Origin of the sequence: Salinispora oceanensis (assembly GCF_000383575.1) — a bacterium.
GTDB lineage: Bacteria > Actinomycetota > Actinomycetes > Mycobacteriales > Micromonosporaceae > Micromonospora > Micromonospora oceanensis.
In genome coordinates this window covers 4,152,208-4,177,323 of record NZ_KB911579.1, presented here as the reverse complement: position 1 = coordinate 4,177,323, position 25,116 = coordinate 4,152,208, and the positions used below count along the sequence as shown (strand labels likewise).

The window sequence follows — 25,116 nt, the reverse complement described above, 5'->3', positions numbered from 1 at the left end:
GTTCTCAAAGAACAACCACACACCATCAGAACCCCAAACCAGGGCCCCTCCGGAGGCAACCGCTCCAGCCCGCCACTCTCGCGCCAGGCACTTTTACTACTTTACCCGGTGGTTTCTGCCGTGTCAAACCGCTTTGCTGCGATTTGTCGACTTCGTCCACTTTTGGGCACCACAACGTCACCGACTGTCCGTCGCCTTCGTCGTGATTTCTGCAGACCGGCCGCTTGCGGTTTCCCGCTAGCGCGCCCGGCTCCTGCCGGCGGTTAACCTTACCCGGTCGGTTTCGCCTCGCCAAATCCGCCTACCGGCGAGTCTGGGGCACCGCCCAAGCGAACCATCCGGGCCGTGAGGCTCGGTCAGTCCGAGAGGTCATTTCCAGCGCTCCGGCCGCTCGGGGCGACCGCCCCGTTTTTGTCCGTTCCGCGCTGGCAGAGAGAAAGTTACGCGTCCGACGGAGTTGCCGTCAAATCCGCCGGACGCGTCCCCGGTCACATCATCAGGATCTAGCTATTTTCGCAGCTCAACACCGGCGAAGGAACGCTTCCCCCGACGCAGGACCAGGTAGCGGTCGTGCAAAAGGTCCGCCGGAGTGACGACCGCGTCCGTCGAGGACACCCGGTTGTTGTTCAGGTAGGCACCCCCCTCGGCGATCACCCGACGGGCTTCCTTGTTGCTCGGCACCAGACCAGACTCCTTGAGTAGCCCGACCACGTCGGGAAGCTCGTCGAGGTGGACCAGGCCCGCCTCGGTCAGGGCGGCGCGCAGCGTCGCGGGTGCGAGTTCCGCCAGCGACCCCCGCCCGAACAACGCCTGACTCGCGGCGACCACCTGGGCCATTTCCCGCTCGCCATGCACCAGGGTGGTCAGCTCCTCGGCGAGCGCCCGCTGGGCGACGCGAGCGGCGGGCCGCTCCGCGGCCTCCTTCTCCAGGGCCTCCAGCTCGGCCCGGGAACGGAAGCTGAAGTAGCGCAGGTAGCGGACGACGTCGCGATCATCCGCATTGACCCAGAACTGGTAGAACGCGTACGGACTGGTCAGCTCCGAGTCGAGCCAGATCGCCTCACCCTCGGTCTTGCCGAACTTCGTACCGTCCGACTTGGTGACCAACGGCGTGGTGAACGCCTCCACCGGCCCCGCGCCCCGGCGACGGACGAAGTCGACGCCAGCGGTGATGTTGCCCCACTGGTCGGAGCCGCCGAACTGAAGCTGACACCCGTGACGTCGGTGCAGTTCGAAGAAGTCGTTGGCCTGGAGCAGCTGGTAACTGAACTCGGTGAAGCTGACCCCGCTCTCCAGTCGGGCCCGCACCACCTCGCGCGCCAGCATCCGGTTGACCGGGAAGTGTTTGCCGACATCCCGCAGGAACTCCACCACCGACATCTCGCCGGTCCAGTCCAGGTTGTTGACCAGCTGCGCCGCGTTCGCACCCTGGTACGACACGAAGGGGGCCAGCTGGTCCCGAATCCGGGCCACCCAGCCGGCCACCACCTCGGGTGGGTTGAGAACCCGCTCGGCGCTCTCCTTCGGGTCGCCGATCTGCCCGGTCGCCCCGCCTACCAGCAGCAGCGGCCGGTGGCCGGCGAGTTGGAGCCGCCGGGCGGTGACGACCTGCATGAGGTGACCGACGTGCAGGCTCGACGCGGTCGGGTCGAAGCCCACATAGAAAGCCGCTCCCGGGCCGTCGAGCAACGCGCGTAGCTCGTCGAGGCCGGTGGAGTCCTGGATCAGGCCACGCCACCGAAGATCGTCGAAGAGTGTTTCCCGCTCTGACGGCGGGGAGCTGGTGTCGGTCACAGTCCCCGATTCTCCCGCATGACCAGCCGGCACCACTACCGGGATTACCAGCCGGCTATGCTGGCCGCCCCGCAACGACGAAGGGCTATGCCGTGGACGATCCAGATCTGACCGGCGGCTTCGTGGGCCTGCTGGGGCTGCGCTACGAAAAGGTCAGCGCCGACCGGGTGGTCCTCCGCTGGCGGGTCCGTCCCGAGCTACACCAGCCGTACGGCATCCAGCACGGCGGTGTCTACTGCTCGGTGGTCGAGACGGCGGCGAGTATCGGCGGGGCCACCTGGCTGGGCGACCGGGGGCAGGTCGTTGGCGTGTCGAACCAGACCGACTTCCTGCGGGCAGTCCGGTCGGGTGAGTTGACCGCTGTGGGCACCCCGATCCACCGGGGCCGCAGTCAGCAGCTGTGGCAGGTGGAGATCACCGATGACGGGGACCGGCTGGTGGCACGGGGCCAGGTCCGGCTACAGAACCTGTCCACGACCGGATAGCCGCAGCCGGTGGCCGCGCGCTAGGCGGCAGCGGGAAGGTCCAGCACGTACGCGTCGCCCTGCCGATGGAAGCCGAGCCGGTGATAGTAGGGGGCGACCATGCCCGGCGGGGTGACGACCTGCCGGAAACCCTTGTCGGTGAAGAGGCGGCTACGCCGGTACACGAACTCGCCCGGAGTGAAGTCCCGGAACCGCTGGGTGACATAGTCGAGGTCGACCTGGGCCACCCCGCCCGGCTCCGCGTGCGCCAGCACCACCCCGACCACCTCATCGGCCTTGACGACCAGGAACGCGGACCGCTCCCCGCCTCGGTGCCAGGTGAAACCGGGGTTGAACCGGGCGATGTCGGCGGCGTGCACCCGCAGCGTGTGGGCCAGGAACTGATCGTCAACGCCCACCTCGACCACCTGGTAGGTCGCGGCGTCGTGGCGGGTCGTCAGCATGCCGCGCAGGTACCACACGTTGATGCCGGCCAGCACGATGTTCAGACCGACCATCGGCCATACCGGGATCGCCGCGTTGTAGCCGATCAACACGACGCACCCGACCAGGTTCAGGGCGCGCAGCCGGAGGATAGCGGTCTGCAGTAGCGACCAGACCAGCACCGCGGAGCCGGCCCAGCCGATCAGTTCCAGCCAGTTCACCTCGGCGAGAGTAGTGGCTCAGCCCGAAGTGGGTAAGGGGGCGGGGTCAGTGAGCTCCAAGATCCACTCCTGGACCTCGACGCCCCGCCCTGGGGCATACCCCTGGTCCTCGCCGGTGACGACGAAGCCACACTTGCGCAGCACGGCGAGGGAGGCACGGTTGTCCTTGGCCACGCGGGCGTGCACGGGCCGGCGGGGCAGCTCACCCAGCAGGACGACGAGCGCACCGGTCGCGTACCCCTGGCCCCAGCGACCCGGATCGATCCAGTAGCTGACCTCGGTGCGTCCGTCGGCGGGGAAGACATTCACGTGGCCTATCACCTCATCACCAACAACCACCGTCCGCGACACCACCGTCGGATCGGCGCGGATCCGCGTCCAGTGCGCGTCGAACGCGGTGCGGTCGGCGGGGTCGGCCGGGCCGAACGCCGCCATCCAGTTGGCCTCGGCATCCTGCTGGTGGGTGAAGAACAACGGCAGATCACTGTCGAGTACGGGGCGCAGGCGCAGATCGGTGGGCATCGCGCGATGGTAGCTCCGGCCGAGGCCGCCGAGCGAAGGACCATTGGCCCCGGGCTTGGGCCGACCGCCCCTGATTGGGCCGCGGCCGGCCCGGCAGGCTGAAGGTGAAACGAGCCGAAGGAGGGCAGACATTATGACGAGCAACGCCGGAGCCCCGGTCGTGGTGGGTGTGGACGGTTCTGCCGCCGCGTTGGACGCGGTCCGGGTAGCGGTGCGCGAGGCGGAATACCGGCAGCGCCCGCTCCGGGTGGTGCACGCCTTCATCTGGCCGTTGACCGGGACCCCGTTGACCCCGGTTCCCGGCGCCCCGGTCACCGCCGGGCTGCGCAACCAGGCCGAAGAGTACGTACGGGAAGCGGTGGAACAGGCCCGCAAGATCTCCCCCGACCTGCGGATCACTGGCGTCGTGGTGGACGGGGCGCCCACTCCGGTGCTGGTCGAGGAGGCGCGGGAAGCGGTGCTGACGGTGCTCGGCCACCGGGGTCTCGGCGGCTTCGCCGGGCTGCTGCTCGGCTCGGTCACCGTGCAGGTCGCTGCCCGGGCGACGAGCCCGGTGCTGGTCGTCCGAGGTGAGCCACGCGCGGACGGTCCGGTCGTGGTGGGTGTCGATGGTTCGCAGCTGTCTACCGAGGCGGTCGCCTTTGCATTCGAGGAAGCGGCCCGCCGGGACGCTCCGCTGGTAGCCCTGCACGCCTGGCTCTTCCCCACCCCCGTCGGCCCGGGGGACATCCTGCCCCTGGTCTACGACCTGGACGCCGTCGAGGGCGAGGAGGAGCGGACCCTCGCCGAGTCGCTCGCCGGTTTCGCCGAACGGTATCCGCAGGTGCAGGTGCGGCACCGGGTCGTGCGTGGGGCTCCGGCGCGGGTGCTGGTAGAGGCGTCGAAGAGCGCGCAGCTGGTGGTCGTCGGCGCACACGGGCGCGGCGCCCTCGGCGGGCTGCTGCTCGGCTCGGTCAGCCACGCCGTCCTGCATCACGGGCACAGCCCACTGGCCATCGTCCGACCCGCTACCGGCTGACCGCACCGCCGCGGCAGCGGCGGCCTCCCGCCGGTTCGGCCGCGCCCCGGTGAACGCCACGATCCCGTTGACGTCGTTGCTCGCAACACCGGGCCTGCCACACCGGCCCAGGGGACAATATGCCGACAGAGGCTGAAAGGGATGCTGATGAACCGACCCGTGGTGGTAGGGGTGGATGGCTCGCCACCGAGCCTGGTGGCGGCGGAGCACGCCGCCCGCGCCGCGGTGCAGCGGTCGCGGCCGCTGCACCTGGTGCACGGCTACCTGCACCCGTCCGGGTTCGGGATTCCCATCAACCCGTACGAGTTTGGGGTTCCGGCCCCGAACGACGAAGCGCAGTCGATGCTGGAACGGGCCGCGGCCGAGCTGGCCGACCGCTGGCCCGGGCTGACCATCCAGGTACGGCAGGTCGCCGGCGGGCCGGGAGCCACGCTGATTGAGGAGTCCCGCCGGGCGGAGCTGGTCGTGGTGGGTAGCCGGGGTCACGGCGGCTTCGCCGGGCTGCTGCTCGGCGCGGTCGGTTCGCAGGTCACGGCGCACGCGCACAGCCCGGTACTGGTGGTCCGGCCCACCGATAAGCCGATCGAGGTGGGCGGACCGGTGCTGGTCGCGGTGGACGGGTCGGAGTCGGCGGAGGTCGCGGTCGGGCAGTCCGCCGACGAGGCCACCCGGCAGCAGGCCGAGCTGGTACTGGTGCACGTGCACACCCCCGGCGCGACCGACGCCACGGAGGTGCTGGACACCGCGGTGGCGTCGGTGCGCGGCAGCCACCCGGGGCTAATGGTGACCGCTCGCCAGCTGCGGGCGGAGAAGCCGGACCAGGCATTGATCGAGGCAAGCCGGGACGCTGCCCTGATCGTCGTGGGGACCCGAGGACGAGGCGGATTCACCGGGATGCTGCTCGGCTCGGTCAGCCAGTCCCTGGTGCAGCACGCCCACTGCCCGGTGCTCGTGGCGCACGCGTACGGTCGAGGACGCTGACCGGTCCGGGCTCAGTGGTCCCGGCGCTGCGCGACAACCACCGTGAGGATGGTGGCGAGAACCGCCCAGACGGCGTAGACCGTCCATGCGCCGGATGCCGTCCACGGATATGGCTGGCTTCCGAACTCGATATCGGCGATGCGCCCCCACGCGCGGTAGGGCGTCAGGTGACCGAGTACGGCCGTGGCGTACAGCCGTTCGCTGAGGGCGAGCGGCAGGAGCATGAAGGCCAGCACGAAGGTGCTCAGCGTGCCGAAACTGTGCCGCACAAGAACACCAATGGCCATGGCGACCAGGGCGGTCAGCGGCGCCATCAGCACCGAGGCGAGCAGCCGTTCCGGTACGCCCGGGTCGGAGATGGAAAGGCCCACGTCCTTGCCGTCGAGGATGGCCTGGGTGGCAAGGAAGGAGCCACCGACGGCCACCAGGCCGTAGCTCAACGACACCGCGGTGACGACCGCCAGCTTCGCCGCCATCACCCCGTGCCGCGCCGGCACCGCCACGAAGGTAGTGCGGATCAACCCGGTGCCGTACTCGCTGACCACGACGTTCGCACCGATGGCGCCGATGGACAGCATCAGGGCAATGCAGGAGGCGGGGGTGAAGGCATCGAACATCGCGTGTCTGCTGAAATCCGCGCGAGCGGCGGCTGAGAAGTATTCCAGATTTACATAGTCGCTGTGCGCCGAATAACAGTTGAAACCAAAAATCGCTACGGCGCTCAACAGTAGCGTCCAAGCAGTCGAACGCAGAGACCAGAGTTTGATCCATTCAGCAGTAAAAAGATCACGGAAGCGTGCCTGAGTTTCCGTTCGCACCGTTTCGGCAACTGGCTCTTTTATCGTTGCCTTCACCACAACACCCCCGCCCGATATTCGATGCTGTCACTCGTCATCCTCATGAACGCCTCCTCGAGGGAGGCCAACCGAGGACTCAGCTCGTGCACCGGAATCAATTTTGCGAAGGCCAGGTCGCCAATGTCACTGGCGCTCATTCCTTCCACGGACAGCAACCCGTCGGCGTGTTGGGCCACCCTCGCGCCGGCCTCGCTCAGCGCTCCGGCCAGGGCACCGGGGTTGGGCGTCCGTACGGATACTGACGACAACGTGCCGCCACGGGCTGCGAACTGGGCCAGCGTCTCGGCCGCGATCAGCCGGCCTCGTCCCACAACGATCAGGTCGGTCGCGATGTGTTCCATCTCCGACATGAGGTGGCTGGAGACGAACACGGTGCGTCCCTCGGCCGCCAAACCCTGGAAGAGCCCGCGCACCCACTTCACGCCTTCCGGGTCGAGACCGTTTAGCGGCTCGTCGAACAGCAGCACGGGCGGGTCGCCGAGCAGAGCCGCAGCGATGCCCAGTCGCTGCTTCATACCCAGCGAATAGGTCTGCACGCGCCGTTGCGCCACGTCCGCCAGGCCTACCTCCGCCAGTACCTGACACACCCTGGCCTTGCCGATACGATTGCTCCGGGCCAGCGCGGCGAGGTGGTCGTAGGCGGTACGTCCGCCATGAACAGCATGGGCATCCAGCAGGGTGCCGACGTATCGCAGGCCGCGGGGATGCGCGGTGAAGGGAAGCCCGCCGATGATGGCTGTGCCGCGTGTAGGTGCGCTCAGTCCTACGAGCATGTTCAGGGTGGTGGTCTTACCCGCGCCATTGGGCCCGAGGAAGCCGGTCACCCGTCCGGGCAGCACGGTGAAGGTCAGCTCGTCAACGGCTACGGTGTCGCCGTAACGCTTCGTCAATTGTTTCACTTCGATCACGAGAACCATCGTCCTGATCAGAGTGTCTCGGCGCGTCCCACCAGCGCTGACACTTTTGCGATCCGCAAACATCCTCGGTCGTACAACCGTGGTCGGATGCTTCCGGACGATCCCCCGGCTAGATTCGATCCGTGTCTGCGGCGCGGAGTCTCCTCCCCACCAGGTTCCGTTCCGACGGGCTCAGCTCGTCTTGGCTCATCAGCCTCCTGATCTTTACCAGCTGGTTGGTAACGGTCTACCCATGGTTCTGGTTCCTGACCGAAGGGCCCGATCAGCGCTGGTCGCTACTCTTCCCACCGGACACCCTCGCCGCCACCGCAAGCCGGGGGACGCTACTGGTAGCCGCGGTGGCCGCGCTGGCCGGAAGCATCCGGTTACGACAGACGCCCCTGCTCGCCTTCACGCTCCTGCTCGCGAGCATTGCGATACCCACCCTGGTGTGGCGACAGCCGGAGGTGTGGTCGCCGCAGATCCTTCCGATCGATATCGCCCTGGTGGTCCTCACGCTCCACCACCGACGTCGGGTGGCACTGACCGCGGCCGGCCTGGCCCTGCTCCTCCTCGCCACCTATCTGACGGCTCGTTTGATGCTCGGCGGCGAGGGCGGCATCCCATCGGAGCCCGGCATGGCTCTCTCCGTCTGCACGGCCGTCCTCCTCGGCACGGTGATCCGCCAAGGACGAACGCAGGCCGCAGCCGCACGCGAACGGGCGACCGCCGAGGCGGTCAGTGCCGAACGGCTTCGGATCGCCCGCGACCTGCACGACATGGTGGCGCACAGCCTGGGGGTCATCACCCTGCAGGCAGGCGCGGCGGGCCGCGTCATGCGAACGCAACCGGAAGCAGCCCGAGAAGCGGTTGGCAGCATCGAGAAGGTCGGCCAGGAGACTCTTGCGGGTCTGCGGCGAGTCCTCTCCTCCCTGCGCGACACCGACCCTGACCACCCAGACGTCCCCTCGCTCTCCACCCTCGACCGGCTCATCTCCAGCACCCGGGCAGCGGGCATCGACATCGAACTGCGGCAACAGGGCGAGCCCCAGACGCTGCCGATGGAGGTCGACGCCGCCGCTTACCGCATCGTCCAGGAGGCCGTCGCCAACGTGATGCGCCATGCCGACACCAACTCCTGCCGAATCCTGATCAACTTCCGCGAGGCGGAGTTGTTCGTCGAGGTAGTCGACGACGGATCTGGTCGCGGCCATCGGCCCGGCAACGGATTAGGGTTGGTCGGCATGCGGGAGCGAGTTGAGATGCTGCACGGCACAATTACCACCGGTCCACGCCCAGAAGGCGGCTTCCGGGTGGCAGCCCACCTCCCGCTCCCGGTGGCATGACGATCGAGGTTCTGGTCGTTGACGACCAGCCACTCATCCGATCGGCGTTGCGCATGTTCATCGCGGAAGCTGACGACATAGCGCTCGCCGGCGAGGCCGGAACCGGGGAGGAAGCGGTCCGGCTCACCCGCGAACTGAGACCCGACGTCGTCCTGATGGATCTACGGATGCCCGGGATGGGAGGCGTCGAAGCCACGGTTCAGATCGCCCTGGTGGCTCCCGAGACGCACATCCTCGTGCTGACCACCTTCGACGAGGACGATCATGTGTTCGGGGCGTTGCGGGCCGGTGCCGCCGGATTCCTGGTCAAGGACATGCCGCTGGAGAACATCCTCGACGCCGTCCGCGCCGTCGCACGCGGCGACGGCCAACTTGCTCCCAGTGTCACCCGCCGCCTGATCAAGCACTTCGTCGACACCCGCGCCGCACCCGCTGCCGCACGCCGGCCACTCCCTCGGCTCACCGACCGGGAACGGGAGGTACTCACGCTGGTGGGACGAGGGCGGTCCAACTCCGAAATCGCGGACGAACTTGTGCTGAGCCAGGCCACCGTCAAGACCTACATCACCCGCCTGCTCAGCAAGTTGGCCGCCAGAGATCGGGTCCAACTGGTCATTGCCGCTTACGAAGCCGGCCTGGTCACCGTGGCTTGACCAGGGTCTTCACCAACGCCGTCGGGTGGCTCTCATCAGACCCACGCGAGGAAGCGACGATAGAGGTCGGAAGCTCGATTGACCTGCGAAAGTTGTGCATCCGCCTCGGTCATCAATGCGCTCAGATACACGCGCAAGGCCACCAGGTTTTCGCGGTACTCGATCAGAAGGGCGGCTCTGGCCGCCGGGCAGGGCCACTCGGCCCGGCAGGTGCCGCAACCCCACAGGGGACGCATGGGTAGGTGTGTCCGGTCGGCGGCCGAGTCTCCCGGATTCGGGCGAGGGAGCCTCGGGCTGGCCGTCATCGCAGCACCCGGAGCACGATGGCCGCCACGATGATGACCAGGATGAGCGCCGCGAGCAGCAGGTGCCGCGTGGTGGCGGGCGGCGGGGGCGGGCTCGGCGTGCGCGGCCGCACCCGGTCGCCATCGGGCAACGGCGGCGTGCCGTACGGGTCGGGATGTGCGCGTCGGTCAGCGGGCGGGTCGTCGTCGGCCATCACAGCCTCCTCAATCCGGTGAGCACAGCCTCAAGTACATCGATACTCGGGTACGAGGTGTAGTACACCCGCGCACGACCCACCGCACGACCACGAGTTTCCGCACTCAGCGGATGCCCTGGATCCTTCTCCGGCACAGCATCCTTCGGTCGATTGTGGTTGATCGAATAGCTGAACGCGGCCCCGATTTTCCCAACTGGTAGCTGTTCGGCTGTGACTGGCAAGGCAGACTCCCGGACGTGAGTGGATGTTGATAGACCGCTCCCGCACCCGCGGAATACGGGAGCGGTCTGACAGCGCCTCCGGCGGGCTCGGATACCTCCACCGGCTTACGCCATCCACACAGCACCATGGCGGAGGGTTGTGGCGCAGCAACACCGCGTAGCACTATGTACTCAGAACATCTGGGACGAACACAATGGGGTCTGGAATGAACCGTGTCGTACAGATTGCAATGGCCGAGGCAGGCGAAACCGCCGACAGCATCGCTGCTCAGGTTGGAGTTGACCCGAAGACCGTTGCCCGGTGGGTGACCCAGGGACGGATACCACAGACGCGACACCGTGCCCAGGTAGCCGAGATACTCAAGCGGGACGTATTCGATCTCTGGCCGGACGCCCAGAGACGCAAGGAGCCCGCCTGGTTCCGCCCGTGGACCGAAGTCGAACGAGACGCCGTAGGACTGCGGTGGTTTGAATCGGCTGTACTGCCAGGGCTGCTACAAACCGAGGAGTACGGCCGCGCCGTCCTCAGCAGTGGCCCCCTGGTCAACGATGTGGAGAACCACCTCGGCACCCGACTACAGCGGCAGGCCGCCGTGTTCGAGCGTCCCCGACGGCCGCTGTCCGTTTTCGTCATTGACGAGGCCGCACTGCGCCGTGGCACACGAGACATCATGGAGCCTCAGCTTGATCACCTCATCATGATGGCTCAACAACCCAACGTCATGGTGCACGTCCTACCGCTTGACGCTGGCCTACACCCAGGTCAAGCCGGACCATTTGTCATCGCCACCTCACCGGAGGGTGATGATGTCGGCTACGTGGACGACCAGGCCGCCGGCCGCATCACCAAGGACGTTGCGATGCTGTGGGCGGTCTGGGATACCCTGAGGTCGGTTACGCTTCCGCGTAGCCAAACCATCGACTTCCTGAAAGCGCGATCATGGTTGACCTGAGCAGCGCCCAGTGGCGCAAGAGCACCCGTAGCAGCTCCAATGGCGGGGCATGTGTCGAGGTCGCCGACAACCTTTCCGGCATCGTCGGCGTCCGGGACAGCAAGGACCCGACCGGACCGGCGTTAGTGTTCGGGCCGGTGGCGTGGCAGGCATTCGTCGCGCGGCTCCCCGAGCAGCACTGACCCACCATCAGCGCGAAGGCCCGGCCCCTGCGAGCCGGGCCTTCACACCAGTCTCCTGAGTCGTTGGCGGCTGCGATATGTGGCGAGGCTGTTGATCTCGTCTGCGGTCCTGGTCCAGACGAACGAAGTGGTCGAGGCCGAGGGCGGCTTTGAGTTCGCGGTAGTCGTGTTCGATGCGCCAGTGGCTTTTGGCGAGGCGGACCAGTTCGGCAAGGGGTGTGTCGGCGGGCAGGTCGGATAGCCAGTAGTCGCTGGGTTCGTCCTGGCCGGGGGGCCATTGCACGAGTAGCCAGCATTCGGGCAGGGCTCGGTCGTCGCCGCGGTGGGATCCGCGTTGGATGGCCCGGCCGGCGAGACGCACCCGTAGGGCGAAGATGTGCCCGGATAGTTCACCGGCGGGCCGGTCCGGGTCGCGGTCGGGTGTGGGTAGCCGGGCGCGCCAGCGCACCAGCGTCTTGGCGTCGGCGCCGTGGGTGAGGGCGAGGTGTTTCAGGCTGCGGGCCGGCTGGGGGTAGCGCGGTGTGGGGTGTGGGCCGACCCCGGCGTAGGGCACCTGCACGGGTTGGGCGTGGCCGGGTTGCGCGGTGGTTGACGACGTGGTCGCGACAATGTAGGGGATACCGCGTTCGGTCAGTCCCTGGCGGAACTCGGCGACCTGGCCGTAGCCGGCGTCGACGGTCAGCAGCGGCGGACGCAGCCCCCACTCGGCCAACTCGTCGAGCATCTCCAGGGCCATCAGCCACTTCGGTCGGTACCGCTCGGTGTCGGGGACCTTGGATGCCGCCCGTCGGCGGCGGATCTGCGCGATCTGTTCGGCGGGCGGCAGTCGCACCCGGGTGTGTGGTTTCTTTGCCCCGGCCTGGTCGCGGGTGACGGGCTGCTGACGCATTCTGCGGGCGTGGACGTTGGCGGGCTTGCCGTCCGGGCCGGGCACGCAGCCCTCGTCCCAGGACTCCGGGAGGAACAACCGCCAGTTCAGTACCGCCGACGCCGTGTCAGTCGCCGCGTGAACCGTGACGGCGATCTGGCAGTTGGCGACCTTGCCGAGAGTGCCGGAGTACTGCCGGGCCACACACGCCGAGGCCTTGCCGTCCTTCGGGAATCCGGTGTCATCTACCACCCACACCTGAGGCGCCACCACCTCGACCGCGGCCGTGGCCAGCCGCCGCCGCACACCGCCGGCGTCCCAGGTGGACGAGGTCAGGAACTGCTGATGATCCACCCCGAGCCGCTGCGCTATCAGCTGCATCGACTTCCGCCGGCCGTCCAGCATCAACCCCCGCAGTTCCTCATTGACGATCAGTACAGCAGCGAAGTACAGCAACCCAGCCCACCGAACCCGACCCGAAGCGACCCCAACAGGCCAGACGACCTTGCATGACACCCGATCCGGCCGGCCCGCCGAGAGTTCGGGACGAAGAGGTCGTCGGTTCGAATCCGGCCACCCCGACCAGAGGAAACCCCCTGACCAGCATCAACGCCGGTCAGGGGGCCACTTCTGTCTATGGATTCTTGTAGTTGCCGGACATCGTCCGGCGGCCCTGAAGGCTTGACAGCGAGATTGGATGACCCTAGGGTCTTCGATTGAAAGATCTTGCAAGAAGTTCCAGGCAGCTGCCACGACGTGGTGGTTGCTTGGCTACGGTGCGCCGCGGTTAGCGCACCACCCTCAGTCCGATTTCGTACCCTAAAGTTGGTTCGTACGACCTCTCACCACCCCGGCTGGACGCCTTGGGAAGTCGAGCTACCGCAGGTCGACTGAAAGGAATTGCAGGAGTTCCAGGAATCTGCAAGGGCGTGTGGATTACTCGATTACGGTGCGGCACTGGCCGGCACGGCCCTCGGGTCCGATGTCGCGCCCGCAAGCAGGTCACTTAGACCTCCCACCATCCGGCTGGGCACGTGCTCAGGAAGGTTGATATGCACTCATTGAGCTTGGATGGAGTTCGATCGATTGTTGCCGAATGCCTCGGCCTCGGTGAGCCCCAGGGGCTGGACGTCGACGCTCCGATCGTCGTGGACTCGCTCGCGATGGTCTGGATTCAGCACCTTCTGGAGGAGCGGTACGGCTTGAAGGTCGATCCTGAACGATCTGACCTGCGGAAACTCGCCTCGGTTCGAGCAGTGCACGAGTACCTTGCTGAGAAGGCCTCGAGCGACACCGCTTCTTTGTGAAGGCGATCATCGCCTTCCTATCCCCTGCTCGATCTGGCCTTCTACGCGCCGCACCGGGGTACGACGATCCTCCAAAATAATCAACGGATTGTTGTCATAGGGTGCCACTTCCTTATCGACAATTCCTGCGCTTGAAAAGAATTTCCATGTTGGTTGCCCGACATAATCGGTAAAGAGGGTGAAGCTTGACCAGTCCGAATTCAGGGGCCGAGACCTACGATGCTGTTGTCGTCGGAAATGGCGTTCTAGGATATTCCCTGGCCCTCATGCTGAGGCGCCGCGATATCTCCGTCGCTCTGGTCGGACAGGATCATCGTCCCTGGTCAGCCTCAGTTGCGGCAGGCGCCATGATCGGCTGTTTCGGCGAGGTCACCTCAACTCTGCTGCAGACCCCCTCAGGCCGGGCGAAGCTGGACCTCGGCGTGCACGCCCGCGGTCTCTGGAACGACTGGCTTGCCGCGCTCGACTCCGAGGCGGGCGCATCCGGTTCAGCGAACCTCCTCACCGCTGACGGAACATTCGTGCTCCTGAACGCGATTGGCTCACCCGGCGTTGATTCCGAGAACTACGCGGCGATCCGGCAGGCACTCGACAAGTACGGGGAAAAGTACGACGAGGTCGAACCCTCAGAGATCGACTGGATGGAACCCGACGCGCTGGCCCGGCCGTTGCGGGCTCTGCACATCCCCGGGGAGCACGCGGTGGACTCGGGTGGGCTGCTGGACCGCCTGAGGCAGGCGTTCCTCCGGCGCGGGGGCACGCTCGTCTCCGACGAGGCGGTGGAACTGCTCGCCGACGGTGGCCGTATCAGCGGTGTCGCGCTCAGCTCAGGCGAGCGGTTGAGCAGCCGATGCGTGGTCGTTGCCGCGGGAGCGCGTTCCCAGATGCTGGTAGACAGCATTCCCGATCTCGCCCGGACCGTCCCCCCGCTGGTCTCCGGCTATGGAATGTCGGTCCTGCTTGATACGTCCCCGCTAGGAATCCGAGGGCCCCGCAGTGTCCTGCGGACACCCAACCGGGCCTTCGCGTGCGGCTTGCACCTGGTGCCACGCGGCGCCGACCGGGTGTACGTCGGCGCCACCAACATCGTGTCGGCCGACCCGGTCGAGCACCCGGTCGTACGCGACATCCACTTCCTGCTCGATTGTGCCGTGCGTCAGTTGCATCGAGGACTGTGGCATAGCCCGGTTACCCGCACACACGTCGGCAACCGGCCGGTGTCTCTGGACGGCTACCCGATCATCGGCCAGGCCGGCCTCGAGGGCCTGTGGATGCTGACTGGAACCTACCGCGACGGCCTGGCCCTTTCGCCACTTCTCGCCCCGGAGATGGCCCGCCGGATCCTTGGCGAACAGCCCCAGCTCGACCTGGACCTGTTCGCGCCGGTCCGTCCGCCGCTCCAGCCGCTCAGCCGGCATGAGATCATCCGCACTACCGTCACCCACACAATGGCGGTCGGTTATGAGTCGGACTGGCACCTGCCCGTGGACTGGCCGGGGCAGATCGAGCACAACATGCATCGCGAGCTCGCTCGCTTCGCGGACACCCTGCACCCCCGCCTGACTCCGCCGCCCGAGATTCTCGCCACGGCACGGCACAACCCGCGTATCGCCACCCGGTTGCGCCAGTACTACGAACAGTACGATCCAACCGGCGCGGCCGAGGACGTGAGCCAGTGAGCGTAGCCGCCGAGCACGTCCACCAGCACGGGCAGGAGCCCTCGTTCACCGACCCCAGCTGCTATCACGCGACCCTGGCCACCCTGCTGAAAGAGCACACACCCGAGGCCGACCCCGCATTCGTGCTCGGCGGCACGGCCGGAACCGATGCTGAGCTGGCTGACGGTTGGGTGACTGTGCACGACAGCCTTCCGACGTTGTGCGAGACGCTGCGCGGATTCGGCTACGACGTCGTGAGCCAGCCGCTCGACGGGAACCTCGACGCACTCCTTGAGGACATGCGCGACGGTCGTCCGGTCGTGGCCATCGCCGACACGTTCCACCTGGCGTACTACTGGATCGACCACGGACGGGCGCACGCGCCGCACGCCGTGGTGCTGCGCGCCTACAACCCGGCGGACGACACGGTGCGGCTCACCGACCCGGTCGACATCGTCTACTTCGACGACCGGGTGGATGTCGGAACACTGATCCCCGCGCTGAGTGACACCCACGTCGAGCTGAGCTGGCTTACAGTGCGTCCCACCCGAAGCGCTGGCGTCCCGGTCGCCTCCTGGCCCGGCCGGTTCCAGAGCTATGCCGGGTCGCTGACCGGCGCAGGCGGCGATCGGCTCAGCGGGGTAGAGCTGACTCAGTGGCTGGCCGGGGCCATTGACGACGTGCTGTCGACCCTGGACAGAATGCGACGGCCGAAACGCGCGCCCGGAGCCGATCCGGAACGCGACCGAGTCGCCGGGCTGCTCCTGGGCATGTGGAGCTACCACCACACGCTGCGCTGGCTTGAGCGTCATCTGGCCCTCGTACCGTCGCTGGCCGCAGCCGGCCAGCTGGACGACGCCACCCGGCTGGAGTTCGATGTGGCGGCGGACTCCATCGAACGAGCTTCGCAGGACTGGCTCGTCGCGCGTGGACTGCTCACCCGCAGTGTGGTGCTTTCCGCGGTTGACCGAGGCAGATACCGCGACGAAATCCTTCATCGGCTCGCAGAGGTAACTTCCGCTCACCTTGCCGCGTCCGACGCTCTGCGCCGACTGGCTGGGCGGTCCGGGTGGTGAGGGGTGTGTCACCGGCCGGTCAGCTGCCGGCTGGAAGCGTGTTGATCGACATGTCCTCACACCGTAACAACGCGGCCAGTGCCTTGCCCGGTGCCGACGCCGGAGCCGGTATGGATGGATTCGGCCGCGCCTATCCGGCCGAGGAACTCGGCGAGGTGGCCGCTCTGCTGAGTGTTCCGGCAGACGCATGGGGCGGCGGAGCTGCCGACAACGTCAGCTGCGACGGCCAGCGCATCGAACTGCCCCGGCAGACCCGGGTGACCGGCCTGGTCGTACTCGGCGCCTGTGCCGGCGGTTCCTTCCGGGACACCCTCGTACTGGACGACAGCGACGGCAACGCATACCGGGCGCCGTTCGCGCTGACCGACTTCCTCGCCGCCCGGCCCCGGTACGACGACGAATGTCACTTCATCGGCTCGCTGCTGCGGGAGAACGGCAAGGAAGTCGTCGGGCCGCGTCCCCGGCTCTTCCGGCACCAGAGCATGTTCGGCTCCCCCCGGCCATGTACTGCGCTGATCCTCCCGATCAATCCCGACATCCACCTGTTCGGGCTCTGGCTACTTACCGGTGGTGTGCAACACGAGGTCCCAACCGCATGAGATGCCTTTACATCACCCAGGAGTACGCGCCGTACTTCACTGAGGGAGGCCTGGGCCTCACCAGCCGGGCACTACCGGCGGCGCTACAGGTGGAGCACGATCTGATGCACGACCTTGTACTCCCCGCGTATCCCCGGTTGATCACCGAGCACGGGCTGCGGACCATCGAGGTGCACCGGCTGCCCGCGATTTCTCTCGGGGGAGTCACCGCCGATCCGACAGTCCTGCGGCTCCTGGACCACGGCGGGCCGTGCGATGTGTATCTGATTGCGGCTGACAACTGGTACGACCGCAACGGGATGTACCGCGACAGCGGCTACCGGCCGTTCGCCGACGAAGTGGAGCGGGCCGCTTTTTTCGGGTGGTGCGTCGCCAACTGGATCGATCGCAGCGGTGCCACCTACGACCTGGTCCATGGCAACGACTGGCAGTCCGGGGCGGCTCTAGCCCACCTGCGCACCCGGCGCCGCGCTGATTCGCCGGCATTGCTGATGAACATTCACAGCGCCGTCTACGAGGGTGACCTCGCACGGCTCACGGCGGACCCGGTCCACGACCTGGCACTGCCGCAGGACGCCGTCACTCGGCTGCGCGAGCATGCCCCGGGCCGCGAAAGTCTGCTTGTACTCGGCCTGCTCAGCGCGGACGCCGCGGTGACCTGCAGCCCGACCTACGCTCGGGAACTCCCGCAGATCCACGGGGACAGCGTGGCTGCCAGCGTGTGGGCGCGGATGGCACACACCGGAATCGTGTCAGGTGTGGATGGCGAGATCTGGGATCCGAGCGCTGCTGGGAGGTCCGCCGTTGCGTTTGATCAGAGCAACGTAGCCGAGGGAAAGAGCCGCAACAAGGCGATCCTCCAGCGCCGACTCGGGCTGCACGCGCAACCAGATGTCCCGGTGCTGGGCGTCTGTTCTCGCTTCGTTTATGAAAAGGGCGTCGACCTCTTGCTCGGAGCCCTCGCACCGCTGCTGGCCGAGGGAAGGACTCAGGCGGTCCTCATGGGACCGGCCGTAGAGCCCTACCGAGGTGCTTTGGCCGACTTGGTGGCCGCGCATCCACAGCGGGCGGTCCACCTTCCGCGGTTCCACCAGGACACGGCCTGGCTCATCTACGCCGGTTCCGACCTCACGGTGATGCCCTCACGGGTCGAGCCCTGCGGCCTCAACCAGCTGATCGCAATGGCGTACGGCACGCTGCCCGTCGTCAGCCCGGTTGGCGGGCTGAACGACACCGTCGTGCCCGTGGGCGCCGGTGACGGCAGTGGCTGGATTGTTCCCGCCCACACATCGCAAGCCGTGCTGGACACCATGCGTGAGGCCCTCGCCTTCCTCCAGGATCAGCCTGATCGCGTGAACGAGCTTCGCTGCCGCCTCATGGGCCAGGACTGGTCCTGGGCGCGGACCGCAAATGACTTTGCCGAGCTTTACCGGGGTCTGGTCATGCCGCGTGCGGCCGCCCCCACGCCAAGCCACCGGGAGAACGCATGAAGGTCTTGATAACCGGCGGTGCCGGCTTCATCGGATCGCATACCGCGCACGCCCTCGTCGATCGGGGCCATGAGGTCCGGGTACTGGATGCCCTGCGGCCCCCGGTTCACACGGGCCAGAAATTCCCCGGGCATCTGCTGGATCGTGGCGTCGAATGCGTGCTCGGCGACGTCCGGAACCGCGATGCCTGGGAAAAGGCACTGGACGGTGTGGACGCCGTGTACCACCTAGCCGCTTACCAGGACTACCTGACCGACTTCTCGACCTTTTTCGCGACTAACACCGTCTCGACCGCGCTGCTGTACGAAGTCCTCGTCGCCCGCGGGCAGACCCTCTCGCGGGTGGTCGTCGCGTCCAGTCAGGCTGTTTACGGCGAAGGCACGTACCGTTGCCCCGCCTGCCCGCAGGCCGATGTGCTACGGCCGGGGCCGCGTAGCCGCGACCGGCTGGATCGCGGCCTGTGGGATCTGCCTTGCCCTTCGTGCGGCACCGCTCTCGAGCCTGAGTGGACCGACGAGAGCCAAACCCGGCCGCACAACTCCTACGCCTTGTCGAAGTATGGCGAAGAGGCCGCCGCCCTCATGTTGGGCGAGCGCTACGGCATTCCCACGGTTGCCCTGCGGTATTCCATTGTCCAGGGCGCTCGGCAGTCGTTTCGCAACGCCTACTCCGGCATACTCCGGATTTTCGCGCAGCGCGTGCTCAACGGCGCCGCTCCCCTGGCCTATGAGGACGGGCACCAAGTTCGCGACTACATCTCCGTGCATGACGTGACCAGGGCCAATCTGCTGGTTCTCGCCGACGACCGAGCGGTCGGGCAGGCATTCAATGTAGGTGGCGGGCGCCGGGTGAGCATCCGAGAATACGCCGATCTGGTCGTCCGGGCGGCCGGAGCCGAGATGGAGCCCTGGATCTCCGGAAGCTACCGCGTCGGCGACACGCGTCACGTGCTCTCCAGCAACGCGGCACTGGAGCGGCTCGGCTGGCGGCCCCGGGTGGGGCTTCCCGCCGTCGTGGACGAATACCTGTCGTGGGCGGTGGCGCAGCCGGACTTCAAAGATTTCACCACTGAGGCCGACGACCAGATGTATGCGCTGGGCGCGCTGCGCCGTACCCGGTGAGCCCAGCAAGCCAGATCTTCCCCGCAACCGAACCGACAGGACCACAAACAATGCATCGCTACCTCACTCGCTTGAGCCGAAGCCTGCAGGCCGTCTCTGTGCCGGATCTTCTCCGGGTCGCCGCAATCCTTCAGGACGCCTACCGGTCCCGCAGCACGCTCTACGTCTGCGGCAACGGGGGCAGTGCCGCGACCGCTTCGCATCTGGCCGTTGACCTATCTAAGAACACCCGGCATCCGGGGGTGGCCCCGATCCGCATCGTCTCGTTGGTCGACCACATGCCGGCCGTGACCGCCTGGGCCAACGATGTCGGCTATGAGGCCATCTTCAAGGGCCAGCTCGCCGGCCTGGCCACTGAGGGAGACGTAGTCATCGCCATCAGCACCAGCGGCAACTCTGCAAACATCCTGCACGCCCTTGCCTTTGGCCGGGAGCACGGCATGAAGACCGTCGGCCTGCTCGGTTCGACCGGCGGGCGGGCCCGCGACCTGTGCGATGCCTGGGTGGCCGCGCCCGCAGAGTCTGTCGAGGAGCAGGAAGACCTGCACATGACCATGTCGCACGTGCTGACCCGGCACATGCGCGATTTCATCCTTGCATCCCGGGACGCGACACCGTTGCTGGCCCTCGGCGGGGATGGCCGGTGAGGCGGCGGCCCGCTATCTTCCTCGACCGTGACGGAACCCTGACCGAGCCCCGGCATTATCCCAGCCGTCCCGGGGACCTCATCCTGTCCGCAGGGGTGGGGCCGCCCCTGCGCGCTTTTCAAGAACAGGGGAGGGCCCTCGTGGTCGTCACCAATCAATCCGGTCTCGCCCGGGCGATGTTCGACGAGCAAGCGCTGGAGTTGATGAACGCGCATCTGCGCCGCGAGCTCGCCGCCGAGGGCGTGCGGCTCGACGCGATCCTGCATTGCCCGCATCACGTAGACGGAGTCGTCCCCCATCTTGCCGTCGCCTGTGACTGCCGCAAGCCCGAGCCCGGCATGCTTCTCAGAGCCGCGCGCGAGCTGGACATCGACCTGGCCAGGTCCTGGATGGTTGGTGACTTCGCCAGCGACGTCGAGGCCGGCCTTCGTGCGGGGTGCCGCACCGCCCGTGTCACCAATGGCCATGCTGATGGGGCGGACGTGGCCGACGTCGTCGCCGCAAGCACAGCGGAGGTGCTGCATGCCATTCAGGCCGCGCCCTCCGGGGGCAGGCTCGCCGACGGCCGGCGTGTGCACTTCTACGATGACGGCCCGACCCGCACCCGGACCGTCCGGGATCGCCGGATTCCGCATACCCGCCCTCAGCCAGGGCGCCTGCGGTGGGATCCACTAGAACAGGAGTGGGTGATCTCGGCGCCTGGCCGCAAGGCCCGCGCGGCCACGGCAGAACAAGAATGCCCGCTCTGTCCCACCCGGGGCCAGGCGGCCACCGAGATACCAGTCGCGGAATATGACGTCGCCGTTGTCGAGAATCGGTATCCCGCACTGAACGGCGCTGCCGCCGTACCGGACACGGGCGGCTTCCTCCAGGATGCGCCGGCGTCCGGGGCCTGTGAGGTTATTTCATTCGGCAGTGACCATCGGACGCCGCTGAGCCGCCTGCCCATCGGGCGGGTACGTACCGTGATCAACGCGTTGGCCGATCGAACCCGGGTGCTGAACGCCCGCCCCGGGGTGGCGCAGGTGCTGTGCTTCGAGAACCGAGGGGCGCAGATCGGCGCGAGTCTGGCGCACCCTCACGGCCAGCTCTACGCCTATCCGTTCGTGCCTGCGCGGCTTGCCCGCATCCACGAGTGCGCGCGGAGCTCACACGCGCGCGGTGAAGGCTGCCCTGGATGCCGCCTGATCGAGGCGGAGACCACCGCCCGGGAGCGTCTGGTCGTTGATGCCGAGCACTGGGTGGCCTTCGTGCCCTACGCCTGCCGCTGGCCGTACGAGATCTACGTGTACCCCCGGCGGCATGTACCCGATCTGCCGGCCCTGAAGGCGGCGGAACTCGACGAGCTCGCCACCGTCTACCGATCGGTCATCGCCTGCTTCGACTCGGTGGCCACTACACCGCTGCCGTACATGGCGCTCTGGGTCCAGGCGCCCACCCGGGACGGGCAAAAGCACAGCCATCTCCATGCCCGGATCTTCTCCGACCGCCATTCGGAGACAGCGCGCAAACACCCCGCCGCCGGTGAGCTGGGCGCCGGCGCCTTCGTCAGTGAGACCGATCCCGAGCAGACCGCGAGAAACCTGCGGTCGGTGATCAGCCACAAGGAAGACTATGTGGATCAGTAGTGCTCCGCTCCGGATATCCCTGGCCGGAGGTGGCACCGATCTGCCGAGCTATGCACGGCGGTTCGGGGGCACCGTGCTGGGTTCGGCCATTGATCTACGCGTCACCGTCGTGGGGAAGTCAGCCGGCGCGGGTCACGGCATCCGTTCCTGCCTTGACGGTTGCGCCCACACCGGCACACCTGAGGAACAGACGAACCCTTTTGCCCGGGAAGTGCTGCGCAGCCACTGGGACGGGTCACCGCTGAGGCTGGCGTCGTTCGGCGATGTACCGGGCGGAACCGGCCTGGGTAGCTCGTCGGCATTCTGCGTCGCCCTCATCGCGGGGCTGTCACAGCAGCCGCTGTCCCCGGCGGAGCTCGCGGAGGCGGCGGGAGACATCGAGACCCGCGGTTTGGGGCGGCCGGTGGGCAGGCAGGACCATTTGCTGTCCGCGTACGGGGGGATGCGGCAGCTCCATTTCGACCGCTCCGGTGCGGTGACTGTGGAAGAGGTTCACATCAGCCCAGAGACGATCCAGCGGCTGGACGACGAACTCCTATTGTTCTTCACCGGCACTGTCCGTGACGCGGGATGCATTCTGGCTGGGCAGCACGAACGGGTGGCGCGAGGTGACCGAGACACGCAGCAGCGGCTGCACGAGATCAGGGAACTCGTCGCGGTGGCACGCAACGCGCTGATAGGTGGCGACACCATCGCTTTGGGTGCCGTGCTGGGCCGCCACTGGGAACTCAAACGCGGCTTGAGTGGCGGAGTGTCGCTCCCGTCCATCGATCACGCCTACCGGGACGCGCTGGCCGCCGGCGCGGTTGGGGGCAAGGTCCTCGGCGCGGGCGGTGGTGGCTTCCTGCTCGTGTACGCGCCGGCCCGGGCGGCCGGCGATGTCCGTGCGGCCATGGCGGAGCACCGCTTCACCGAGCGTGTCTTCCGGCTGTCGAGCGAGGGATCCCAAGTCGTCCGTCATCCACACGTGCCGTTGTCGTCCGCCTAAGGGTTGTCTTTTGCTTGAGGAAGGTCAAGTGCTTAAGTCTTACCGGCGAATCTTCTCAGCGCCAGGCGCTGTCGGATTCACCGTAACCGGCTTTCTGGGGCGGCTGCCGATCTCCATGTTCGGCGTCAGCGTCGTCATCATGGTAGCCACGCGCCGTGACTCATATGCTCTGGCAGGCGCCGTGTCCGCCGCCGGCCTGGCGGCGGTCGCCGTCGCCACCCCGTGGATCGGGCGCCTGGTCGATCGTTACGGTCAGGCCAGGGTCACCGTTCCGGCAACGCTGATCTCCGTAACCGCATCGACACTACTGATCTTATGCGCGCGGTGGAACGCACCGGACTGGACGTTGTTCGTCGCCTACATCGCCTCCTCCGGAGTTCCCAGCATCGGCGTCATGGCCCGGGCCCGCTGGGCGGAACTGTACCGGGACCAGGCGGAATTGCTGCATAGTGCCAATTCGTTCGAGCAGGCCCTGGACGAGCTGTGCTTCATGCTCGGCCCCGTGCTGGCAACGCTGCTCTGCACACTGCTCTTCCCCGAGGCCGGGCTCGCCGTCGCGGCGCTTCTCCTACTGACCGGATCGCTGTTGTTCACCGCCCAGCGCCGGACCGAGCCGTCCGTTCATCCGGCCGTTGCCGCCAACGGATCGCCCCTGGGCATCAAGGGCATTAAGGAGATCACCGCTACCTTCCTATTCACTGGCGTGATCTTCGGGAGTATGGAGATCGTCACGGTGGCCTACGCCGAGGAAGCTGGCAACGCGGCAGCAGCGGGGGTGATCCTCGCGTTGCTCGCCGGCGGATCAGCGATCGCCGGACTGGTTTTCGGCGCGCTGAAGGTACGAGGACCCGCGCCGGTGCGCTTCCTGGTCTGCGTTGCCGCGATGGCGCTGCTCATGCAGCCCATCCTGCTCGCGGACAACATCTGGGCGCTCGCCATGCTGCTCTTCGTCGCTGGGGCGGCCACCGCCCCAACGATGATCACCAGCATGACGCTCGTCAACGAGCTGGCGCCACCATCACGCATCAACGAAAGCATGACGCTCACCATCACCGGGATGCTGATTGGCATCTCCGCCGGTGCCGCCATCGGCGGCTGGGCCGTCGAGCAGGCCGGTGCCCGGTCCGGGTACGCGGTTCCCGCCGTGGCGTCAGTAATCGCCTTGGCCACCGCGCTCATCGGGTTCGCACCAGCGGCACTGCGGTCCCGGCGGCAGAGCCGGGGGCTTGCGAGTCTGAGCACCAAAGTGAACGAGGGGGCCATCAATGAGCGGTGAGACCGGTTCCTGGTGGGGCGCGCACCTGCTGGCACGGGGTCCAGCGACGGCGGTCTGGGCGAGAACCCCGGAGAAACTGACCCTGGGACATCTGCGCTCCGGTATCGCCGGCGTCGCGGATTCTCTGGCGTCTCAGGGCATCGGGCCGGGATCCACTGTAGCGCTGAACATGCCGCAAGGGCTGACTGCGGTGTACGCGCTGCTCGCGGTGTGGGCGCTCGGTGCGCAGGCCATCCTGATCGACCACCGGTCTGCCGGTGCCGAGGTCGAGCGGATCCTCGGGTTGTGCCGCGCCCAGTTCCTGGTTCGCGCGCAGGAGGTCCCGAAAAAGGCATCTGCGGTTCTTGCCGATGAGCACGCGATCCGGATAGACCGGCGGGGGTCCGGCAGCCCTGCCGAAGACGACGTCTGCCTGGTCCAGTTCAGCTCCGGATCCATGGGGGTCCCCAAGGCTATCGGGCGTTCCCCGGCTTCGCTTCTCGCGGAAATCGACCGGTACGCCAACCTCGAGGGCATGCCCGGCCCGAGCGAGCGCCTCGTGCTGTTGAACTCCCTGTTCCACACCATGGGCTTGGTCGGTGGACTGCTGCACGGGCTCAACACGGGTGTCGAGCTGGTCTTCCCCACCCGGGTGAACCCGGAAGCTGTGGTACAGGCCGCGATCCAGGCGCGGGCCCAAGCCATTTTCGGTGTTCCGGTGCACTTCGATCTGATCTCCCGAATGCGGCACGATGCGCTGCCGGCCCTGCGACTGGCTGTGTCGGCTGGGGAGATCCTTCCGCCCGAGGTTTACGATCGCTTCGCCGATACCTTCACGACGACCGTCCGGCCGGTGTACGGAACCACGGAGACTGGCCTCATCGCGGCGGATCTGACACGCGACTGCCGCCCGCCGTGCGTCGGGCGGCCGGTCCACGACATGCGGGTGAAGACGAACGACGGTCAGGTTCTCGTCGCGCTCGAACGGAACCCTTACCTCTATCTCGATCAGCCCGGGCGATACGAGCGCGGGTGGCTTCGTACCTTCGATCGGGGCCAACTGGAGCCGGAATCCGGCCATCTGAGCATCCTCGGCCGGGCGGACGCTGTGGTGGTGATCGGCGGGCTGAAGGTGGACCTGGGCGAGGTGGAGGCGGTGCTACGGCAGCACCCGGAGGTCCGGGAGACAGTCGTGGTCTTTGACCGGAGCATCGAGGCGTACGTCGGTGCGGACAGGTCGCTCACCGCCGATGATCTCGCTGACTGGTGCCGGGACCGATTGAGCGATTACAAAATTCCGCGCCTATTCCACCTTGCAGCAGCAGTTCCGAGGAATCCGAACGGAAAGATCATCCGCAGCCCGGAGCTCTTGAGGGCCGCGTATCGGAGTATCCACAACTGACCTTCCGGCCGCTGGATCGCCGA

Annotated in this window: 25 protein-coding genes and 1 pseudogene; 18 read left to right on the top strand and 8 right to left on the bottom strand. The window is 67.1% G+C overall.

Annotation, left to right across the window (positions count from 1 at the left end; all coding sequences use genetic code 11):
• Positions 1 to 507: 507 nt before the first annotated feature.
• A complete protein-coding gene (tyrS, locus tag SALPAC4_RS0119350; protein WP_019871734.1) occupies positions 508 to 1,794 on the bottom strand; it encodes a tyrosine--tRNA ligase in 1,287 nt (428 codons plus the stop codon).
• Positions 1,795 to 1,886: 92 nt separating this feature from the next.
• On the opposite strand from tyrS, the gene SALPAC4_RS0119345 reads away from it, so the two are divergent.
• A complete protein-coding gene (locus tag SALPAC4_RS0119345) occupies positions 1,887 to 2,279 on the top strand; it encodes a PaaI family thioesterase (RefSeq protein WP_019871733.1) in 393 nt (130 codons plus the stop codon).
• 20 nt (positions 2,280 to 2,299) lie between these two features.
• Here SALPAC4_RS0119345 and SALPAC4_RS0119340 read toward each other — a convergent pair whose 3' ends face one another.
• The gene (locus SALPAC4_RS0119340; protein WP_019871732.1) at positions 2,300 to 2,923 is read right to left on the bottom strand and encodes a hypothetical protein; all 624 of its coding nucleotides are present in this window, start codon (positions 2,921 to 2,923) and stop codon (positions 2,300 to 2,302) included.
• An 18-nt stretch (positions 2,924 to 2,941) separates the two neighbouring features.
• Positions 2,942 to 3,445 carry a GNAT family N-acetyltransferase gene (locus tag SALPAC4_RS0119335; RefSeq protein WP_019871731.1) on the bottom strand — a complete coding sequence of 168 codons (504 nt, stop codon included), beginning with the start codon at positions 3,443 to 3,445 and terminating at the stop codon, positions 2,942 to 2,944.
• A 133-nt stretch (positions 3,446 to 3,578) separates the two neighbouring features.
• Here SALPAC4_RS0119335 and SALPAC4_RS0119330 point away from each other — a divergent pair, with 133 nt between their 5' ends.
• Positions 3,579 to 4,463: a universal stress protein gene (locus tag SALPAC4_RS0119330; protein ID WP_019871730.1), complete on the top strand. Its 885-nt coding sequence runs from the start codon at positions 3,579 to 3,581 to the stop codon at positions 4,461 to 4,463.
• A 141-nt stretch (positions 4,464 to 4,604) separates the two neighbouring features.
• On the top strand, positions 4,605 to 5,444 hold the full coding sequence (locus tag SALPAC4_RS0119325) for a universal stress protein (RefSeq protein ID WP_019871729.1): 840 nt from the start codon (positions 4,605 to 4,607) through the stop codon (positions 5,442 to 5,444).
• An 11-nt stretch (positions 5,445 to 5,455) separates the two neighbouring features.
• Here SALPAC4_RS0119325 and SALPAC4_RS25490 read toward each other — a convergent pair whose 3' ends face one another.
• Complete coding sequence (locus tag SALPAC4_RS25490; RefSeq protein WP_223874793.1) at positions 5,456 to 6,298, bottom strand: ABC transporter permease; 843 nt, start codon at positions 6,296 to 6,298, stop codon at positions 5,456 to 5,458.
• Positions 6,295 to 7,218 carry an ABC transporter ATP-binding protein gene (locus SALPAC4_RS0119315; protein ID WP_019871727.1) on the bottom strand — a complete coding sequence of 308 codons (924 nt, stop codon included), beginning with the start codon at positions 7,216 to 7,218 and terminating at the stop codon, positions 6,295 to 6,297. Before SALPAC4_RS0119315 ends, SALPAC4_RS25490 begins: the two co-directional genes overlap by 4 nt.
• Positions 7,219 to 7,340: 122 nt before the next feature.
• Here SALPAC4_RS0119315 and SALPAC4_RS0119310 point away from each other — a divergent pair, with 122 nt between their 5' ends.
• A complete protein-coding gene (locus SALPAC4_RS0119310) occupies positions 7,341 to 8,543 on the top strand; it encodes a sensor histidine kinase (protein ID WP_019871726.1) in 1,203 nt (400 codons plus the stop codon).
• Positions 8,540 to 9,196, top strand: a complete 657-nt coding sequence (locus tag SALPAC4_RS0119305) for a response regulator transcription factor (protein ID WP_019871725.1) — start codon at positions 8,540 to 8,542, stop codon at positions 9,194 to 9,196. The genes SALPAC4_RS0119310 and SALPAC4_RS0119305 overlap by 4 nt, the downstream gene beginning before the upstream one ends.
• A 35-nt stretch (positions 9,197 to 9,231) precedes the next feature.
• Here the strand turns inward: SALPAC4_RS0119305 and SALPAC4_RS0119300 are convergent, their stop codons facing one another.
• A complete protein-coding gene (locus tag SALPAC4_RS0119300) occupies positions 9,232 to 9,501 on the bottom strand; it encodes a hypothetical protein (RefSeq protein WP_050563991.1) in 270 nt (89 codons plus the stop codon).
• Positions 9,498 to 9,695 carry a hypothetical protein gene (locus SALPAC4_RS0119295; RefSeq protein ID WP_019871723.1) on the bottom strand — a complete coding sequence of 66 codons (198 nt, stop codon included), beginning with the start codon at positions 9,693 to 9,695 and terminating at the stop codon, positions 9,498 to 9,500. Before SALPAC4_RS0119295 ends, SALPAC4_RS0119300 begins: the two co-directional genes overlap by 4 nt.
• 430 nt (positions 9,696 to 10,125) lie before the next feature.
• Here SALPAC4_RS0119295 and SALPAC4_RS0119290 point away from each other — a divergent pair, with 430 nt between their 5' ends.
• Positions 10,126 to 10,872 (top strand): Scr1 family TA system antitoxin-like transcriptional regulator, encoded by a 747-nt coding sequence (locus SALPAC4_RS0119290; RefSeq protein WP_019871722.1) that lies wholly within the window; start codon positions 10,126 to 10,128, stop codon positions 10,870 to 10,872.
• Complete coding sequence (locus SALPAC4_RS0119285) at positions 10,860 to 11,054, top strand: DUF397 domain-containing protein (protein ID WP_019871721.1); 195 nt, start codon at positions 10,860 to 10,862, stop codon at positions 11,052 to 11,054. Before SALPAC4_RS0119290 ends, SALPAC4_RS0119285 begins: the two co-directional genes overlap by 13 nt.
• Positions 11,055 to 11,178: 124 nt before the next feature.
• Here the strand turns inward: SALPAC4_RS0119285 and SALPAC4_RS0119280 are convergent.
• Positions 11,179 to 12,339 (bottom strand): annotated as a pseudogene (locus SALPAC4_RS0119280) (IS701 family transposase); the annotation flags it as partial.
• Between the two features lie 635 nt (positions 12,340 to 12,974).
• On the opposite strand from SALPAC4_RS0119280, the gene SALPAC4_RS0119275 reads away from it, so the two are divergent.
• From SALPAC4_RS0119275 to SALPAC4_RS0119225, 11 genes are all read left to right on the top strand, one after another.
• Positions 12,975 to 13,229, top strand: coding sequence for an acyl carrier protein (locus tag SALPAC4_RS0119275; protein ID WP_019871719.1), 255 nt, complete (start codon positions 12,975 to 12,977; stop codon positions 13,227 to 13,229).
• A 185-nt stretch (positions 13,230 to 13,414) separates the two neighbouring features.
• Positions 13,415 to 14,908, top strand: coding sequence for an NAD(P)/FAD-dependent oxidoreductase (locus SALPAC4_RS0119270; RefSeq protein WP_080640929.1), 1,494 nt, complete (start codon positions 13,415 to 13,417; stop codon positions 14,906 to 14,908).
• Positions 14,905 to 15,963 carry a cysteine peptidase family C39 domain-containing protein gene (locus tag SALPAC4_RS0119265; RefSeq protein WP_019871717.1) on the top strand — a complete coding sequence of 353 codons (1,059 nt, stop codon included), beginning with the start codon at positions 14,905 to 14,907 and terminating at the stop codon, positions 15,961 to 15,963. Before SALPAC4_RS0119270 ends, SALPAC4_RS0119265 begins: the two co-directional genes overlap by 4 nt.
• A 50-nt stretch (positions 15,964 to 16,013) precedes the next feature.
• A complete protein-coding gene (locus SALPAC4_RS0119260; protein ID WP_223874792.1) occupies positions 16,014 to 16,562 on the top strand; it encodes a hypothetical protein in 549 nt (182 codons plus the stop codon).
• On the top strand, positions 16,559 to 18,052 hold the full coding sequence (locus tag SALPAC4_RS0119255; RefSeq protein ID WP_019871715.1) for a glycogen synthase: 1,494 nt from the start codon (positions 16,559 to 16,561) through the stop codon (positions 18,050 to 18,052). The genes SALPAC4_RS0119260 and SALPAC4_RS0119255 overlap by 4 nt, the downstream gene beginning before the upstream one ends.
• The gene (locus SALPAC4_RS0119250) at positions 18,049 to 19,173 is read left to right on the top strand and encodes an NAD-dependent epimerase/dehydratase family protein (protein ID WP_019871714.1); all 1,125 of its coding nucleotides are present in this window, start codon (positions 18,049 to 18,051) and stop codon (positions 19,171 to 19,173) included. The genes SALPAC4_RS0119255 and SALPAC4_RS0119250 overlap by 4 nt, the downstream gene beginning before the upstream one ends.
• A 71-nt stretch (positions 19,174 to 19,244) precedes the next feature.
• Positions 19,245 to 19,820: a D-sedoheptulose-7-phosphate isomerase gene (locus tag SALPAC4_RS0119245; protein ID WP_239061302.1), complete on the top strand. Its 576-nt coding sequence runs from the start codon at positions 19,245 to 19,247 to the stop codon at positions 19,818 to 19,820.
• Entirely contained in the window at positions 19,817 to 21,448 is a 1,632-nt protein-coding gene (gene galT / locus SALPAC4_RS0119240; protein WP_223874791.1) for a galactose-1-phosphate uridylyltransferase, read from the top strand. Before SALPAC4_RS0119245 ends, galT begins: the two co-directional genes overlap by 4 nt.
• Positions 21,435 to 22,436, top strand: coding sequence for a GHMP family kinase ATP-binding protein (locus SALPAC4_RS0119235; RefSeq protein WP_019871711.1), 1,002 nt, complete (start codon positions 21,435 to 21,437; stop codon positions 22,434 to 22,436). Before galT ends, SALPAC4_RS0119235 begins: the two co-directional genes overlap by 14 nt.
• Before the next feature lie 28 nt (positions 22,437 to 22,464).
• Entirely contained in the window at positions 22,465 to 23,712 is a 1,248-nt protein-coding gene (locus SALPAC4_RS0119230; RefSeq protein WP_223874790.1) for an MFS transporter, read from the top strand.
• Positions 23,702 to 25,093, top strand: a complete 1,392-nt coding sequence (locus tag SALPAC4_RS0119225; RefSeq protein WP_019871709.1) for a class I adenylate-forming enzyme family protein — start codon at positions 23,702 to 23,704, stop codon at positions 25,091 to 25,093. Before SALPAC4_RS0119230 ends, SALPAC4_RS0119225 begins: the two co-directional genes overlap by 11 nt.
• Positions 25,094 to 25,116: the final 23 nt, after the last annotated feature.

Excerpts from the sequence above, each read along its gene's own strand:
- SALPAC4_RS0119250 (WP_019871714.1), top strand. The coding sequence starts at position 18,049 with ATGAAGGTCTTGATAACCGGCGGTGCCGGCTTCATCGGATCGCATACC.
- SALPAC4_RS0119285 (WP_019871721.1), top strand. The coding sequence starts at position 10,860 with ATGGTTGACCTGAGCAGCGCCCAGTGGCGCAAGAGCACCCGTAGCAGC.
- SALPAC4_RS0119335 (WP_019871731.1), bottom strand. The coding sequence starts at position 3,445 with ATGCCCACCGATCTGCGCCTGCGCCCCGTACTCGACAGTGATCTGCCG.
- SALPAC4_RS0119235 (WP_019871711.1), top strand. The coding sequence starts at position 21,435 with ATGTGGATCAGTAGTGCTCCGCTCCGGATATCCCTGGCCGGAGGTGGC.
- SALPAC4_RS0119325 (WP_019871729.1), top strand. The coding sequence starts at position 4,605 with ATGCTGATGAACCGACCCGTGGTGGTAGGGGTGGATGGCTCGCCACCG.
- SALPAC4_RS0119295 (WP_019871723.1), bottom strand. The coding sequence starts at position 9,695 with ATGGCCGACGACGACCCGCCCGCTGACCGACGCGCACATCCCGACCCG.
- SALPAC4_RS0119315 (WP_019871727.1), bottom strand. The coding sequence starts at position 7,218 with ATGGTTCTCGTGATCGAAGTGAAACAATTGACGAAGCGTTACGGCGAC.
- SALPAC4_RS0119300 (WP_050563991.1), bottom strand. The coding sequence starts at position 9,501 with ATGACGGCCAGCCCGAGGCTCCCTCGCCCGAATCCGGGAGACTCGGCC.
- SALPAC4_RS0119305 (WP_019871725.1), top strand. The coding sequence starts at position 8,540 with ATGACGATCGAGGTTCTGGTCGTTGACGACCAGCCACTCATCCGATCG.
- SALPAC4_RS0119225 (WP_019871709.1), top strand. The coding sequence starts at position 23,702 with ATGAGCGGTGAGACCGGTTCCTGGTGGGGCGCGCACCTGCTGGCACGG.
- SALPAC4_RS0119255 (WP_019871715.1), top strand. The coding sequence starts at position 16,559 with ATGAGATGCCTTTACATCACCCAGGAGTACGCGCCGTACTTCACTGAG.
- SALPAC4_RS0119330 (WP_019871730.1), top strand. The coding sequence starts at position 3,579 with ATGACGAGCAACGCCGGAGCCCCGGTCGTGGTGGGTGTGGACGGTTCT.
- SALPAC4_RS0119275 (WP_019871719.1), top strand. The coding sequence starts at position 12,975 with ATGCACTCATTGAGCTTGGATGGAGTTCGATCGATTGTTGCCGAATGC.
- SALPAC4_RS0119290 (WP_019871722.1), top strand. The coding sequence starts at position 10,126 with ATGAACCGTGTCGTACAGATTGCAATGGCCGAGGCAGGCGAAACCGCC.
- SALPAC4_RS0119260 (WP_223874792.1), top strand. The coding sequence starts at position 16,014 with ATGTCCTCACACCGTAACAACGCGGCCAGTGCCTTGCCCGGTGCCGAC.